Genomic DNA, 15,132 nt, shown 5'->3' with positions numbered 1-15,132 from the left:
GGCTGGTGCAGCGGGTGTTGTTGGACCAGTGTTGAGGCGCTGGTTGGTGGGTGGTGTGGTGTTGGGCGGTTTGGCGGGCGGGGGTGTGGTGCGGGGCCAGCCGGGAGTTGCCCGGGCTGGCGCAGCGGATGTGCTGCGCCAGCACTGGAACCTCAGCGGCGTTCGCCGGTTTCCGGGTCGAACAGGTGGACTTCGCTCAGGTCTCGCAGGGCGATTCGCACCCGTTGTCCCATGGCCGGGGTGGATCGGCCGTCCACGCGCACCACCATCCGCACGTCCTCCGCCTTGGCGTGCACGAAGGCATCGGCGCCCAGCTCCTCCACCAGCTCCACAGTGGCCTCGAACCCGGCTTCGCCGGCGCCGGCCAGCCGCAGCGCCTCGGGGCGGATGCCGACCGTCACCTCGTTCCCGGCGTGCCCGTGCGGCAGCGCGATGGGCAACCCCGCCAGCGAAGCGTGACCTCCTTCGACAGCCGCCGTGTGCAGGTTCATCGGTGGCGAGCCGATGAAGCTCGCGACGAAGGCGTTCGCGGGCTGCGCGTACAGCCGCGCCGGGGTGTCGACCTGTTGCAGCGCCCCGTCCTTGAGCACCGCCACCCGGTGTCCCATGGTCATCGCCTCGACCTGGTCGTGGGTGACGTAGACCGTGGTGGTGGCCAGCCGCTGCTGCAGCGCGGCGATCCCCGCCCTGGTCTCGACCCGCAGTTTGGCGTCCAGGTTGGACAGCGGCTCGTCCATCAGGAACACCGCGGGCTCGCGCACGATGGCCCGGCCCATCGCCACCCGCTGGCGCTGCCCGCCGGAGAGCTGCTTCGGCTTGCGGTCGAGGTACGGGGTCAGGTCCAGCAGCCGGGCCGCCTCGGCGACCCGGCTGTCGACCTCGGCCGCGGTGGTGCGGCGCAGCTTCAACGCGAACGCCATGTTCTGCCGCACGGTCATGTGCGGGTACAGGGCGTAGGACTGGAACACCATCGCGATGTCGCGGTCCTTCGGCGGCAGCCGGGTCACCGACCGGCCGTCGATGGCCACTTCGCCGTCGTCGACCTCTTCGAGCCCGGCGAGCATGCGCAGCGCGGTGGTCTTGCCGGAGCCGGACGGGCCGACCAGGACCAGGAACTCGCCGTCGGCGATGTCGAGGTCGAGGCGGTCGACCGCGGCCAGTTCGCTACCGGGGTAGCGGCGGGTGACTCGGTGGTAGGTGACCGGTGCCATGGGAACTCCTCGGGGCTCAGGCCGGCTCGTCGCCGCGGGCGCGGGCGATCTGGGCGAGCACGGCGATTTCGTCGTAGACGCGCCATTCGGCGACGATGCGCCCGTCGCGGAAGTGGAACTGCGACGAACCCAGCACGGTGACCGGGGCACCGGTCAGCGGGCCGTGCACCGGGGTGCCGCAGTAGGTCCCGCGCAGCCACCACACCAGCGCCACGCGCACGCCGCCGCGGGCGGGGTCCTCGTGGGCGATCACCTCGCGCACCTCGAACCGCGCGTCCGGCATCGGGGCCAGCAGTTCGAGCAGCCCGCGCTGGTAACCGCCGGGCCGGACGAGACTGCGGTGGCGGGGCAGGTGCGAGGTGACGTCGCGGGCGACGTACTTCTCGGTCTCGTGGAGCATCCGCTGGTTCCACACCTGCTCGACCAGTTCCAGCACCCATTCGCACTCACCGCGGTGCTGGTCGGGGCGCGGCCCGGTGTCCCCGGCTTCGAGGACCGGCCGCGCCAGCGGCTGGAGCGCCTCGTCGGCCCAGCCGCCGAAGGCGACCTGGCGCGCGACCTCCTCGGGGTCGAGGCCGAGCTGCTGCACCACCGCGCCCTCGTCCCGCACCACCCACTCGTGCTCCATCACGCCGAGGCGGTAGAGGCAGGTGGCGATGGTGTAGGAGTTGAACTCGCGGAAGGTGGGCGCGGCGTAGGCGGCCGGGCCGGTGTGCCGCCCGGCGCTGAGCACCAGGTGCGAGCTGAGGAACGCCTCGGGTCCCCGCGCCTCCCACACCACGTCGGCGGCCTGGCCGACGCGGTCGGGGAAGGCGTTGATCTTCATCAGGGTCGAGCGCACCACCTGCTCGGCACCGCGGACGGTGCCGTTCGCGCCGTGCACCACCGCGTCGGCCGCGTAGTTCTCCCGGATCAGGCCGATGCCGCGGCCGACCCAGATGCGGTCGGTCCACTCCGTGATGAACTCCGCCGGCCCGTCGTAGGGCGCGTAGGCGGCTTTGTCCAGTTCCACTGCGGGTGTCTCCTCAACGTTGGACCAGGTCGCGGATCTCCTCGGACAGCGCCGCGAGCCGGGCGGGCACCGGCGCGCCGTGGGCCATCTCGTTGATGGCGACCTCGAGCTTGTCCTGGACCTGCGGCCAGTCGATGGTCATCGGCACGGTCCTCGCCGTGCGCAACGAGGCTTCCTGCAGCCGGGGCAGGCCGAAGTTGGCCGCGTTGACCTCGGGGTCGAGCATGTTGGCGGTGTGCACCACGATGCTGTTGCTGGTGGCCGGGTCCGACTTGTCCAGCGCGACCTCCCGCTCGGTGACCGGATGGGTCACCCACTTCAGGTACTCCCACGCCGCGCCCTGGTTCTCCGAGGTGTTGAGCACGCCCATCAGCCAGGTGTAGCCGTAGGACACGGTGGTCCGGCCCGGCCAGCCCGGCATCGGTGCCACCCCGACGTCCGCGGCCACCTCCGGCTTGACCTTGTCCGGATCGGTGAAGTCGTCCATCTGCCAGGCCCAGGTGAACACCGAGGCGCTGCCGCCCTGCTCGAAGGACTGGGTGGAGTCGGTCTCGGACCAGTTCGCCGACTCCGGCGGGCTGTGCCCGCGCCGCAGCAGCGACATGTACTGCTCGGTGGCCTCGACGCCCTGTGGTGTGTCGAACGCCGGGGCGCCGGTGGCGTCGAACACGTCGGCGCCGTTGCTCCACAGCATGGACAGCCAGGTGTACAGGTTCTGCCCGCCGTTGCGGCCGTACTGCCCGGCCACCGGGTACTTGTCCTGCACCTGGCCCAGCGCCGCGAGCTGCCCGTCGAGCTCGGCCCAGGTCGTGGCCGGGGCCGCGCCCAGCTTCTCGTAGTCGCTCTTGCGGTAGAAGTAGTTGTAGGAGAAACCCCGGAACGGGATGCCGTAGACGGTGCTCGCGTCCCCGGCGCGGGCGGCCTGCTGGAACGGCGGCGGGAAGTCGCCGATCGACCGGCCGGCCTGCGCCAGCGCGGCGTCCAGCGGCTGCAGCCCGACCTTGGCCGAGGCCCCGTAGGCGTCCGGCCAGACGATCAGGTCATAGGTGCCGCCGCCGACCGCGCTCTCGGCGACGATCTTCTGCAGGTACGACTCGTACGGGATGTTGGCCCATTCGACCTCGATGCCGGTGCGCGCGGTGAAGCCGGCGGTGCGCTTCTGCAGCGCGGCGAACTGCGCGGCGGTCTTGCAGCAGCTGAGCAGCCGGATGCGGGTGCCGTCGTAGGGCTTGCCGGTGACCAGGCCCAGTTCGTCCACCGGGCCGGTCTTCAGCTGCGAGACCAGGTCCACCGTGGCCGGGGTGCCGGTGCAGCCGCTCAGCGCCAGCAGTCCGGCCGCGGCCAGCACCGCGATTTTGCGGATCGGGCTCATTTCACCGCTCCCATCGTCATGCCCTGCGCGAAGTGCTTGCGCACCAGCAACGACAGCGCCAGCATCGGCACCATCACCAGCAGGCCGGCCGCGGCCATCGGCCCCCACGCCACGCCTTCGGGTTGCACCAGCGTCATCAGCGCCACCGGCAGCGTGCTGGCCTCGGTCCGCGACAGGAAGGTCGGGAAGAGGAACTCGTTCCAGGACAACAGGAACGAGAACACCACGCTGACGAAGATGCCGGGCGCGGCCAGCGGGGTGATCACCCGCCACAGCAGGGTGAGCTGCCCGCACCCGTCGAGCCGGGCGGCCTCCTCGATCTCGATCGGCAGCCCGTCCACGAAACCCTTGAGCAGCCAGGTGATGTAGGGCACCACCAGGGACAGGTTGACCACGATCAGCGAGACGTGCGTGTCGATCAGGCCCAGCGCGCGGAACAGGGTCAGGAACGGCAGCGCGATGGCCACCCCGGGGATGAACTGCGTGGCCACGATCGCCAGCAGCATCGCCCGGTGACCGGGGAAGCGGAACCGGGAGAACGCGTAGGCCGCGAGCAGCGCCAGCGGGATCGAGATCAGCGTGGTGGCCACCGCGATCAGCACGCTGTTCAGCAGCGCGCCGCTCAGATCGCTGGCCCCGCCGAGGATTTCGGCGAAGTTGGCCATGGTCGGGGCGAAGACCACCGAGGTGGAGAACACCTCCGCGGCGGGCTTGAAGGCGGTCAGCCCGAGCCACAGCACCGGAAAGAGGACGAAGAACAGGATGGCCAGCGTGGCCAGGGTCCGCAGGACCCGGCCGGCCCGCTGCCACGGCGACCGGTGCCGGGGCCGCGGCCGGGCGGGGGTGGCCGCGGCCGGGGGAGCGGGACGCGCGGCGCGCACCGTGCGGTCGCTGACGTCGGTCATTTCGCCTCCTGCCGGGTCATGGAGATCAGGTACAGCGCCGCCAGCACACCCAGCACGAGCACGATGATCCAGGAGATCGCCGAGGCGTAGCCGATGTCGAGGAAGGAGAAACCCTGGGCGTAGGCGAAGAAGTTCAGCGTTTCGGTGGCCCGGCCGGGCCCGCCGCCGGTGGTGGTGAGCACCTGGTCGAACACCTTCGCCGAGAACACCGCCTTGAGGAAGACGATGATCAGCAGCAGCGGGCGCAGCAGCGGGAAGGTCACCCGCCAGAACTCCTGCCACGGCGTGGCCCCGTCCACCCTGGCCGCGTCGCGGACCTCCGGGGAGATCGAGCCGAGCCCGCCGAGCAGCATCAGCCCGATCAGCGGCGCCCAGCCCCACACCTCGGTCATCGCCAGCACCACCAGCGCCCAGAACGGGTCACCGAGCCAGTTGATGCCGTCGGTGAACGGCAGCACCGTGCTGAGCATCCGGTCGTAGACGCCGTAGTCGGGGTTGAACATGAACCGCCAGGAGAAGCCCTTCAGCGCCGGGGCGACCGCGAACGGCAGGATGAGCAGCGCCTTGGTCAGCGCGCTGAGCCTGCCCGGCCGGTTGAGCACCAGCGCGATGAGCAGGCCGAGGCCCACCGACAGCCCCACCGAGAGCACCACGTACTGCAGCGTCACCCAGGCGCTGTTGAAGAAGGTGTCGTCGGTGAACGCCCGGCGGTACTGGTCGAGGCCGACGAACTCGCCGGGCTCCCTGGTCTCGTTCAGCCGCCAGTGCCGCAGACTGGTGATCAGCGCCGACACCAGCGGGTACACCGTGGTCAGCACGATCGCCAGCAGGGCGGGGGCCAGGTGCAGGTAGGCGACCGCGTGCCCGCGCCACCGCCGGGCGCGGCCGGCGGCGGGCGGGCTCTTGGTTGTCGTCACGGTGACCTCCTCGATGAGGGCGCTCCGGTGGTCGGTTGGCTGAGTGTATGCGTATTCACAGATCCTGCAATAGGTGTTCCTGTGCCTTTCGAGCCGGCCGTTATTCGTATGTCAGCGCCCGGAAGGCGTCCAGCAGCACCTGGGTCAGGTTGTAGACGACGAACCGGGATCCGGTGGCCCGCGCCGCCGCGGCGTCCCCGGCGATGCGCAGCACCGGCTTGCCCGCGGCGGCCGCTTCGGCACCGGCGGCGGCGATCGCGCCGGCCACCGCCTGCCGGTCGTCCAGTGCGCCCATCGACACCGCCAGGTCGGCGGGGCCGGGCATCACCGCGTCCACCCCCGGCACGGCCAGGATCTCCGCGGCGTTCTCGCACGCCCGAGCCGTTTCCAGCATCGGGATGACCATGGTGGTGGCTGCGGCGTGCGCCAGGTAGCCGGCGGGCGAGCGGCTGCCGAAGCGGGCGGCCCTGGTGTAGTTGGCGAAACCGCGCTCACCCAGCGGCGGGTAGTGCGCCGCGGCGACCACGGCCGCGGCCTGCTCGGCGGTGTCCACGTGCGGGACCACCACCCCCTGCGCCCCGAGGTCGAGCACCCGCAGGATCAGCGCGGGCTCCGCGCTGCCCACCCGCACCAGCGTGGCCAGTCCGTGTGCGTCGGCGGCGTTGAGGTGGTGCTGGACCTGCTCGGTGTCGGCCGGGCCGTGCTCGCAGTCCAGCAGCACGAAGTCCAGGCCGGCCACCCCGGCCAGCTCCACCAGCCCCACCGCGGGCAGGCGCAGCAGCACCCCGGTCGCCCGTCCGCCCTCGGCGAGCTCCTGCTTCAGCGGGGTCACCGGGCCACCATCCCCGCCGACAGGTCGATGTCCGCCGCGCACAGGCCGGGCATGCCGAGCATGGCGACCAGCGCCGCGCCCACCTCGGCCTCGGTGACCATGCGCCCGAGGGCGGCACGGGCGACGAACGCCTGCTCGGCCTGCTCGCTCGAGGTTCCGGTCCGCTCGGCCTCCAGCCGGAAGTTCCGCTCCATCCGCGGTCCCCGCACCGGCCCCGGTGACAGCGAGTTGACCATGACACCGTGCGGGCCGACTTCGGCCGCCAGCGTCGTGGTCAGTCCGAGCACCGCCATCTTCGACGCGCAGTACGGCGTCCGCGCGGTCAGCGGCCGCTTCCCGCTGACCGAGGCCACGTTGACCACGTCGCCGCGCCCCGCCGCCACCATCGGCGGCAGGAAGGCGCGGCACACCAGGTAGGTCCCGCGGACGTTCACCGCGAAGACGTCGTCCCATTCGGCGGGTTCGACGTCGACCAGGTGCCGCACCGGGCCGGGCACACCGGCGTTGTTCACCAGCACGTCGACCTGCTCGTCGGCGAGGGTGGCCACCAGCGCCCGCACCGATTCCGGGTCGCTGACATCGACGACCTCGGCCCGTCCCGGGGTGGCGAGCAGCCCGGCGGTCTCCTCCACCGCGTCCCGGCGCCGTCCCGTGGCGATCACCCGCGCCCCGGCTTCGGCCAGTGCCAGGCACATCGCCCGGCCCAGTCCCGAGCCGCCGCCGGTGACCAGCGCGGTCCGCCCGGCCAGGCCGGGGCTCACCGGCCCGCCCAGGCCGGTCGCGGTCCACCGGCCGCCGCGACGCGGACGTCACCGGACCGCGCGTGGCCCTCGAACAACTCGACCCGGGCCGCGCGTCCGCACACCTCGCCGAGCCGGGCGCTCGACGCCGGATCGGTGACCTCCTGGTAGGTCACGGTCTTGAGGTACTTGCCCACCCACAACCCGCCGGTGTAGCGGGCGGCCCCGCGGGTCGGCAGCACGTGGTTGGTGCCGATCACCTTGTCGCCGTAGGAAACGCAGGTGCCCGAGCCGAGGAACAGGGCGCCGTACTGGGTCATCTCCTCCAGCGCCTGCCGCGGTTCCGCGGTCAGGATCTGCACGTGCTCGCTGGCGTGGGTGTCGGCCAGGGCGAACGCCTCGTCGAGGGTCTCCACGACGACGACCTCACCGTGGTCGCGCCACGCCGGTTCGGCGAAGTCGCGGGTGGGCATCCCGGGCAGCAGCGCCTCGACGTGCTCCATGGCGGCGGTGGCCAGGTCCCGGCTGGTGGTGATCAGCACAGCGGGGGAGTCGGGGCCGTGTTCGGCCTGGGAGAGCAGGTCCACCGCGACGACGAACGGATCGGCCGTCTCGTCGGCGACCACCAGCACCTCGGTCGGGCCGGCGAACAGGTCGATGCCGACCTCACCGAACAGCTGCCGCTTCGCTTCGGCCACGTAGGCGTTGCCCGGCCCGGCGAGCAGGTCGACCCGCGGGATCGACTCGGTGCCCACGGCCAGCGCGGCCACCGCCTGCACCCCGCCGAGCAGGTAGATCTCGTCCGCCCCGGCCAGGTGCATGGCGGCGACGGTGGCAGCCGGGACCGCCCCGCGGATCGGCGGCGTGCACGCGGCCACCCGCGGCACCCCGGCCACCTTGGCGGTCACGATGGTCATGTGCGCCGAGGCCGTGAGCGGGTAGCGGCCACCCGGCACGTACGCCCCGGCGGCGGCGACCGGGATCTGCTTCTGGCCGAGGCGCACCCCCGGCAGCGTCTCGACCTCGAACTCGCCGAGCGAGCGCCGCTGGTGCTCGGCGAAGGTGCGGACCTGGTCCTGGACGAAGCGGATGTCCGCCAGCACCTGCTCGGGCACGCCGTCGACGATCCGGTCGACCTGCTCCGGGGAGAGCCGGAACGACTCCGGTGACCACCTGTCGAACAACGCGGAGTACTCCGCGACCGCCGCGTCACCCCGGTGGCGGATGTCGTCGATGATCTGCGCGACCCGGGTCTTCACGCCGGGGTCGCCACCCGGCGCCGATTCCGCCGGAGCGGGGGCTTTCAGGATTTCGGGCATGCCTACTGGCCTCCTTGGCCGGTGTTGTCGTTCAAGTGCGCTTGCAGCAGCGAGCTCAGCTCGGCCCCGGCTTCCCAGGGCAGCAGGTGACCGGCGCCCGCCAGCACCTCGAGCCGGGCCGCGGGCATCGTGTCGGCGAGCCGCCGGTGCAGCGCGGGCGAGCACAGCGCGTCCCGCTCACCGCAGACCACCAGGGTCCGGACTCGGTGCCGGGACAGTTCTCCGTACTGGTCGACCCGGGTCGCCTGGGCCGCGAGCTGGTTCCGGAAGACCTCGGGCCCCACGCGGTGAGCCATCGCCAGGAACGCCTCGGCGTGGGCTCCGGCGGGCTCCGGCTCGGCGAACATCGTCGGCAGGATCCGTTCCCGCACCACCGCGCCGAACTCCCCGGCGGCCATTTCCCGCCAGCTCTCGTACTGGTCGGGCCGGGGTGCACCGGCGTTGGTGGAGATCACGCACAGCGAGCGCACCCGCCCGGGTGCGCGGCGGAGCACCTCGAACCCGGCGATGGCCCCGAGCGACAGCCCGACCAGGTGGAACGGGCCGTCCACCGCGGCGAGCACCTGCTCGGCCATCGCCCCGATCCCGGCCTCGGTGATCGCCACGTCCACCGCCCCGGGGCCGAGCCGCTCGCGCACGCCGTGCCAGAGGGCCGCGTCGCAGAGCATGCCGGGCACCAGCACGATCGGCGCGGTCATCCGATCGGCCGGGGGACCAGCGCGTAGGGGGCCAGGTAACCGTTGTGGTCCACGGCGACGCCCTCGTCGGCGGCGGCCTTGACCACCTCGTCCTCCCACTCCAGGCGCACCCGGCCGTCACCGCCGTTGACCACCACCATGGTGGCGGTGCCCTCGCCGGCGTTGCGCAGCGAGCGCCACGCCCCGGCGGGCACCGAGAGCAGGTCCCACGGGCCCAGCCGCACCGACACCTCGTCGTGCAGGTTGAGCGTGACCTCCCACTCGCCGTCCTTGACCATCAGCACCTGGGTCTGCGCGTGCCGGTGCGCCCGCATGCCCTGGCCGGGTTCGGCCCGCAGCCAGGCGATGTTGTGCCCGTGCGGGTTGTGGATCCGCGGCTCCTGCTCGCGGTCCTCGGTCATGCCGAAGCCGATCACCAGCGCCAGCTGGGCCCCGCCGCCGGGCAGCCTGCTGTCCAGGAACGGCTCCGGCGACCAGGCCAGGTCCTCGGTGGTGGCCACCCGCGACCGCATCTGCTCGGCGGAATAGCTGCGCAGGCCGCCGATCTGCTCCTGGGTCAGCGGCTTGACCAGCTCGTCCTCGGGCGGCGGCTGGTCGCCCGCCACCGTGTCGACCAGGCGGTTGTCCGCGGTCAGGTACAGCCCGTGGCCCTCGGCTTCACGCAGCACCGAAGGGCCCCAGATGATGCCACCGGTGTCGTCGTGGCCGAGCGCGGTGAACAGCCAGCCGTCGTCCGGGCCGATGTTGGTGAAGCCGCGGAAGATCCAGGGGGGCAGCGAGGCGATGTCGCCCTCGCGCAGCACCAGTTCGCCGTCCTTGCCGTCCGCGCCCCAGCGCAGCAGGAACTCGCCGCGGAAGCACAGGAACACCTCGGCGGTGAAGTGCAGGTGCAGGTTGTTGGTGATGCCGCTGGGCATCGCCGCGGCCCCGATGTTGAACCCGTGTGCCTCACGCAGGTTGACCACCTGGTCCGCGCTCTGCGTGACCCCGGGGCCGATCATCGAGTAGTTCTCCTTGCGGTCCGAGCCCGGCGTCCGGCAGTCGATGAACGCCTGGTTGCAGGACACGAAGTCGCTGCGCCGGATGGTCCGCCGCCGCAACTCCGCTTCGGACACGCGCTGCTCTGCGCCAGTCATGGCCACCTCCTGATTGTGCATACGTATGTACTGAAGCAATCGGGCCGCTCGATGTCAATGACGGATTCAAGGGTGTCGGCGTGGAATTCCCCGCCGAACAGTGGTCAAGTGCTCTACGATGCGTATGCATCCGCACCGGGAGGGGACGGTTATGGCGATCACCAGCCACGACGTGGCCAGGCTGGCCGGCGTCAGCCAGGCGACCGTGTCGCGGGCGCTGCGGGGCGACCCCAGGGTCACCGCGGCCACGCTGGAGCGGGTGCGCCGGGCCGCGGAGGCGCTGAACTACGTGCCCAGCGAGGCCGGCCGCAGCCTGTCCACCCGCAGCAGCCGCCGGGTGGGCGTGGTCATCTCGGACCTGACCAACCCGTTCTACCCGCACCTGGTCGGGCCGCTGCACGACGAACTCGAGCGGCTCGACTACCGGATGATGCTGTTCACCGAGCGGTCCGAATCGGCCATCGCCTCGCAGCGGCTGCTCGACCGCTCCATCGACGGGGTCGTGCTGGCCACCGCCACGCTGGATTCCGCGCTGCCCGACGAACTGGCCCGGCGCGGGCTGCCGTTCGTCTTCCTCAACCGCGAGGTGGCCAACGCGCACGCCGACAGCGCCGTGGTGGACAACGAGAAGGGCGGCAGGCTGGTGGCCGCGGAGCTGGCCGGCCTCGGCCACCGCCACGTCGCCACCATCAGCGGCCCGCAGGACACCTCCACCGGGCGGGACCGCGAACTGGGCTTCCGGCTCGGGCTGGCCGAGGCGGGCATCGCGCTGACCGAGCAGCACATCCGGCGGGGGCCGTTCGACTTCGACACCGGGTACCGGGCGCTACCGCTGCTGTGGGCCGAGCGGCCGCGGCCGACGGCGGTGTTCTGCGGCAACGACGTCATCGCGATCGGCGCGCTGAACGCCGCACTGCGCCACGGGATCCGGATCCCGGAGGACCTGACGCTGATCGGTTTCGACGACATCCCGATGGCGGGCTGGGAGTCGTTCGACCTGACCTCGGTCCGCCACGACCTGCACGAGATGGCCCGCGCTTCGGCCCGCATGCTGGCTGAGCGGATCGACCACCCGGACCTGGCGTCGAGGAAGGCGGTGTTCACACCGGAACTGGTGGCGCGGGGGACGCACGGGAGCGTTTGAGCGCCGCCGCGGCTGGGCGGTCCGGGGCCGCGTGGTGACCGGCGCCGCGCTGCCGAGAAGCGGCACCCGGACTTGGCGCCGAGAAAGCCGTGCTACCCGGAAGCCGCGCGAGTGCCCGAGTGTCACCGCGCCCCGAGCAGGCCGGGGGCCGCTTCCTGTCGTTCGCCCGCTGGGCCGAGCAGTGACTTGGCGAACCGGGCGTGCGCGGCGGCCAGTGCCCGGGTGAGCAGCACCGAGAGGAAGCAGCACACGACCCCCGCCGCGGCCCACGGCAGGGCGTCCCAGAACGAGTCCACGGTCACCCAGTGCCAGCTGGTGCTGGGGAAGTGGTAGGCACCGTCGTCGGTGTAGCGGTAGAAGACCGGCAGGGCGAGCAGCGCCAGGCTCAGCGACCAGAACGCCACCACCACGGAGAACTGGATGATGCCCAGCGGGAAGAGGACCACGACGTAGAGCAGGTCACGCCAGGTGGCGGGGTCCTTCAGCGGCGCGAGCCACCGCTGGAGCCGGCTGCCGCCGGGCAGGGGTGCGTACGGCGCCGGGATGTGCGTGCCCAGCATCGTGTGCACCCGCGCGCGTTCCAGCTGCGCGGCACCCCTGGCCAGCAGGACCGCACCGGCCAGCAGCGGCAGCCCGACCAGGATCACCAGCATGGAGAAGCCCAGCGAGGCCAGGGCGATCAGGGTGGAGAAGGCCACGGTGCCGACGGGGAGGTTCATCAGCAAGAAGGCCAGCGCCCGGAAGAAGCGCGGGCGACCGGCGTTCTTTTCCGCCATTTTCGGGTTCCTCCCGGTGATCGTCGCTTCGGTGCCCGCCGCGGTCACGGCAGGAGGAGTCCCCAGTAGAGGCCCCAGGGGACGAGCAGCACCGCACCGCCCAGCAGCAGCCCGAGGCTGGTCCGGCCCTCCGGCACCCGGTTCGCCCGCCACCACTTGACCGCGGTGGTCGCGGCCAGCGCCAGGGTGACCAGCGCGAGCAGCTGGCTGCCGAGCCAGAGGACCGGCCTGCCCCAGAGCACCGGCCCGATGCCCTCACCGCCGCCGGTGAGGATCAGCATCACGAAGCTCAGGGCACCGAGCACGGTCAGCAGCCCGGTGATCGAGGCCCAGTGCGCGGGCCGCGCGGCCACCGGGTTGCGGGCCCGGCCGCGGACGGCCCCGGTGAGGGCGGCGAGCGGGTAGGCGGCGAAGGCCACGAGCAGTGCCAGCAGGGCGAAACCCTGGACCCACAGCGATTCGTACCAGGCGAGCGGGGTGAGCTGCGGAGCCGGTTCGTCCTGCGCGGGCAACGGATCCGAGGCGCCGGTCGTGCTGCCGGTCACCCACGAGCCGACGAGTTCGGGAAAACCGGGGACGAAGCCGTCGAGGCGGTCGAAGCCGTCGGTGGTGCGCACCAGGGCGTGGTGCGCCTCGGGAAAGGTGCGCATGGTGAAGGCGGGGTTGTCCGCCTGGGTCTCGGCGAACAGGGCGGCCGCGTCCCGCGGCGGGCTCTGCCGGTCGTCCGCACCCCAGATCGCGAGCACCGGCAGGTTCAGCTGTTCCAGTGCGGGCGCGGGATCGAAGTTCGCTTCGGGGAACAGCCCGGCCTCCGCCGCGACCCGGGAAGCGGTCACCGAGGCGAGGTCGAGCACGGAATCGGCGGACACGCCCTGTTTGCGCAGCCACTGCCGGTAGCTCCACGACTGCGCTTCCACCGGGCTCACCCCGTTCGCCCCGACCACCACCAGGAAGGCGGCGTGCGGGGTGCGGGTGGCCGCCAGCGGAGCCACCCAGCCGCCCTCGCTGAAACCCCACAACCCGACGCGGGCCGGATCGACCTCGGGCCGGGTGCGCAGGTGGTCGAGCGCGGCGACCGCGTCGTCGGCCAGACCGGAGAAATCCCGTTCCAGCAGGGAATAGTTGGTGGTGTCCTTGTCGTAGATCAGCGAAACCACGCCCTGGGCGGCAAAAGCCTCCGCCTGCTTGCGCAGTTCCTCCCGTTTCCCCTCACCGGAACCGTGCACCAGCACCATCGCCGGGCGCCGCACCCCGTCGGCCGGGGGCGCGACCACGGACCCGTGCATGGTCTTGCCGGCGCTGGTGAACGAGACCTCGGCGCGGCGGAACTCCACCGCTCCCGCCGGGGCGGCCGCCGATCCGGACAGTGCCGCGAACACGGTGAGCAAAGCCGCCGTCCGTCGTACCTGGCGCATGGCACCGCGTTCCTTCCGCTGGCTCAGTTCCCCGGGAGACCGGGGAATGTCTGCCCGGATCGTAACGGCGGCTTTTCTGGGGTTTTCACCATGCTTCATGCATAGCGGCACCGGCGGAGCCGAATGCCGGCGTCGAGCGGAATTCCTCGTTTCGAAGAGGGAATTCCGCACATCGCGGAGGTGCCGTGGCCGGGTCGAGTCGCGACCCGTACGGGTGACCACCTGAGGTTCACCGGGTGAGAAATCGGGAGCGTCGCCCGTGGTGGTAAGGCATCCAGGTGATCTGCCACTCGAACCGGTGGCGCCGCGGCGGAAATGTTTGGAATTCCGTCACCGGCGGCCACCGCCGCTTTTCCGGTGGGTGGCGGAGCGCTCCCAACGGCCTGACTTCGGCTTTTCGGGCTTCACCGCCTCCGGCTGCGGTTGTTAATTTCCGAACGGCCGCGAAAAGCGGGGTGGCTTCGGAAAACGGTGGTTGATGGGAAGCGAACAGGATTGGGACGTCGTGGTCGTCGGCGCGGGTCCCGCGGGGGCGAGCGCGGCACGGGTGGCGGCCGAAGCGGGCTGCCGGGTGCTGCTGCTGGAGCGCGCCGCGATCCCGCGGTACAAGACCTGCGGTGGCGGGCTGATCGGCTGTTCGCAGGAGTTCCTGCCGCCGGGGCTGGGGGTGACCGTCCACGACGAGATCGAGGCCGTGACCTTCGGCCTGCGTGGCCGCCGTCAGCGCACGATGCGGTCGGACGGGGCGCTGCCGCTGAAGATGGTCTTCCGCGACGAACTCGACGCCGCGCTGACCCGGGCGGCCGCCGATGCGGGTGCCACCGTGCGGGATCGGACGCCGGTGATGGCGGTGCGGGACGGCGCGGGCGTGGTCTCGGTGCGCACCGGTGCGGGCGAGGTCGTCCGGGCCCGCGCGCTGGTGGGTGCCGATGGCAGCGCGAGCCGGATCGGCCGCCACGTCGGGGTGCGCTGCGAGCAGGTGGACCTGGCACTGGAAGTCGAGGTGCCGGTCGACCGGCGGGTGGCGGGCCGGTGGCGTGGCCGCATGCTGATGGAATGGGGACCGCTGCCGGGTTCCTTCGGCTGGGTCTTCCCCAAGGACGAGGTCTGCACCGCGGGTGTGGTGGCGGCCAAGGGGAACGGCGAGGCGACGCGGGCCTACCTCAGCGAGTTCCTCGGCCGCCACGGGCTGGCGCACCTGACGCCGCTGCACGACACCGGGCACCTGACCCGGTGCCGCCACCCGGATTCCCCGCTGGCCCGCGACCGCGTGCTGCTGGCCGGGGACGCCGCCGGGCTGTGCGACCCCTGGTCACGCGAAGGGATCTCGTTCGCCCTGCGTTCCGGGGTGCGGTCCGGGCGGGCCGCCGTCCACCTCGCCCGGGCCGGGAACGAAGCCGAGCTGGCCAGGGCGCGGAACGACTACACCACCGCGCTGCACGAAACCCTGGGCGCCGAAATGCGCGCCTCGCGGCAGATCATGAACATCTTCACCCGGCGGCCCGCGGTGCTGCACACCGCGCTGACCGCCGTCCCGCCGGTGTGGCGCCGGGTCGACACCTACCTCACCGGCACCACCTCCATCCCCGAACTGCTGGGCACCCGCACGGCTCGCGCCGCGCTGAAGGTCGCCGGCGCGCTCCCGTGAACCAGCT

14 protein-coding genes are annotated in these 15,132 nt (G+C 72.0%); 2 read left to right on the top strand and 12 right to left on the bottom strand.

The genetic code is table 11. The features are described 5' to 3' along the window. Nucleotides 1-152: 152 nt before the first annotated feature. The 10 genes from AC07EG_RS20845 to AC07EG_RS20800 all read right to left on the bottom strand — a co-directional run bounded on the left by AC07EG_RS20845 (nucleotide 153) and on the right by AC07EG_RS20800 (nucleotide 10,142). Nucleotides 153-1,211 (bottom strand): ABC transporter ATP-binding protein, encoded by a 1,059-nt coding sequence (locus AC07EG_RS20845; RefSeq protein WP_478254789.1) that lies wholly within the window; start codon nucleotides 1,209-1,211, stop codon nucleotides 153-155. A 16-nt stretch (nucleotides 1,212-1,227) separates the two neighbouring features. Further along, the gene (locus tag AC07EG_RS20840; RefSeq protein WP_478254788.1) at nucleotides 1,228-2,223 is read right to left on the bottom strand and encodes a nuclear transport factor 2 family protein; all 996 of its coding nucleotides are present in this window, start codon (nucleotides 2,221-2,223) and stop codon (nucleotides 1,228-1,230) included. Nucleotides 2,224-2,236: 13 nt separating this feature from the next. Continuing rightward, nucleotides 2,237-3,595 (bottom strand): ABC transporter substrate-binding protein, encoded by a 1,359-nt coding sequence (locus AC07EG_RS20835; RefSeq protein WP_478254787.1) that lies wholly within the window; start codon nucleotides 3,593-3,595, stop codon nucleotides 2,237-2,239. Next, nucleotides 3,592-4,500: a carbohydrate ABC transporter permease gene (locus AC07EG_RS20830; protein ID WP_478254786.1), complete on the bottom strand. Its 909-nt coding sequence runs from the start codon at nucleotides 4,498-4,500 to the stop codon at nucleotides 3,592-3,594. The genes AC07EG_RS20835 and AC07EG_RS20830 overlap by 4 nt, the downstream gene beginning before the upstream one ends. After that, on the bottom strand, nucleotides 4,497-5,417 hold the full coding sequence (locus AC07EG_RS20825; protein WP_478254785.1) for a carbohydrate ABC transporter permease: 921 nt from the start codon (nucleotides 5,415-5,417) through the stop codon (nucleotides 4,497-4,499). Before AC07EG_RS20825 ends, AC07EG_RS20830 begins: the two co-directional genes overlap by 4 nt. A gap of 100 nt (nucleotides 5,418-5,517) precedes the next feature. Next, the gene (locus AC07EG_RS20820) at nucleotides 5,518-6,249 is read right to left on the bottom strand and encodes an HpcH/HpaI aldolase family protein (RefSeq protein WP_478254784.1); all 732 of its coding nucleotides are present in this window, start codon (nucleotides 6,247-6,249) and stop codon (nucleotides 5,518-5,520) included. Continuing rightward, complete coding sequence (locus AC07EG_RS20815; protein ID WP_478254783.1) at nucleotides 6,246-7,010, bottom strand: SDR family NAD(P)-dependent oxidoreductase; 765 nt, start codon at nucleotides 7,008-7,010, stop codon at nucleotides 6,246-6,248. The genes AC07EG_RS20820 and AC07EG_RS20815 overlap by 4 nt, the downstream gene beginning before the upstream one ends. Next, nucleotides 7,007-8,308, bottom strand: a complete 1,302-nt coding sequence (gene hisD, locus AC07EG_RS20810) for a histidinol dehydrogenase (protein WP_478254782.1) — start codon at nucleotides 8,306-8,308, stop codon at nucleotides 7,007-7,009. Before hisD ends, AC07EG_RS20815 begins: the two co-directional genes overlap by 4 nt. A 2-nt stretch (nucleotides 8,309-8,310) precedes the next feature. Then, a complete protein-coding gene (locus AC07EG_RS20805) occupies nucleotides 8,311-9,006 on the bottom strand; it encodes an alpha/beta fold hydrolase (protein WP_478254781.1) in 696 nt (231 codons plus the stop codon). Next, a complete protein-coding gene (locus tag AC07EG_RS20800; RefSeq protein ID WP_478254780.1) occupies nucleotides 9,003-10,142 on the bottom strand; it encodes a cupin domain-containing protein in 1,140 nt (379 codons plus the stop codon). Before AC07EG_RS20800 ends, AC07EG_RS20805 begins: the two co-directional genes overlap by 4 nt. A gap of 151 nt (nucleotides 10,143-10,293) precedes the next feature. Between AC07EG_RS20800 and AC07EG_RS20795 the strand changes: the two genes are divergently transcribed. After that, nucleotides 10,294-11,286: a LacI family DNA-binding transcriptional regulator gene (locus AC07EG_RS20795; RefSeq protein WP_478254779.1), complete on the top strand. Its 993-nt coding sequence runs from the start codon at nucleotides 10,294-10,296 to the stop codon at nucleotides 11,284-11,286. 122 nt (nucleotides 11,287-11,408) lie between these two features. Here the strand turns inward: AC07EG_RS20795 and AC07EG_RS20790 are convergent, their stop codons facing one another. Both AC07EG_RS20790 and AC07EG_RS20785 read right to left on the bottom strand, forming a co-directional pair. Further along, a complete protein-coding gene (locus AC07EG_RS20790) occupies nucleotides 11,409-12,062 on the bottom strand; it encodes a sensor domain-containing protein (protein ID WP_478254778.1) in 654 nt (217 codons plus the stop codon). 44 nt (nucleotides 12,063-12,106) lie between these two features. Continuing rightward, nucleotides 12,107-13,477, bottom strand: a complete 1,371-nt coding sequence (locus AC07EG_RS20785) for an alpha/beta hydrolase family protein (protein ID WP_478254777.1) — start codon at nucleotides 13,475-13,477, stop codon at nucleotides 12,107-12,109. Nucleotides 13,478-13,955: 478 nt separating this feature from the next. Here AC07EG_RS20785 and AC07EG_RS20780 point away from each other — a divergent pair, with 478 nt between their 5' ends. Further along, nucleotides 13,956-15,125: a geranylgeranyl reductase family protein gene (locus AC07EG_RS20780; RefSeq protein WP_478254776.1), complete on the top strand. Its 1,170-nt coding sequence runs from the start codon at nucleotides 13,956-13,958 to the stop codon at nucleotides 15,123-15,125. Nucleotides 15,126-15,132: the final 7 nt, after the last annotated feature.

It is taken from the genome of Amycolatopsis sp. NPDC045836, assembly GCF_056431745.1.
The sequence above is the reverse complement of the archived record's forward strand: the minus strand, read 5'-3'. Positions and strand labels throughout refer to the sequence as shown.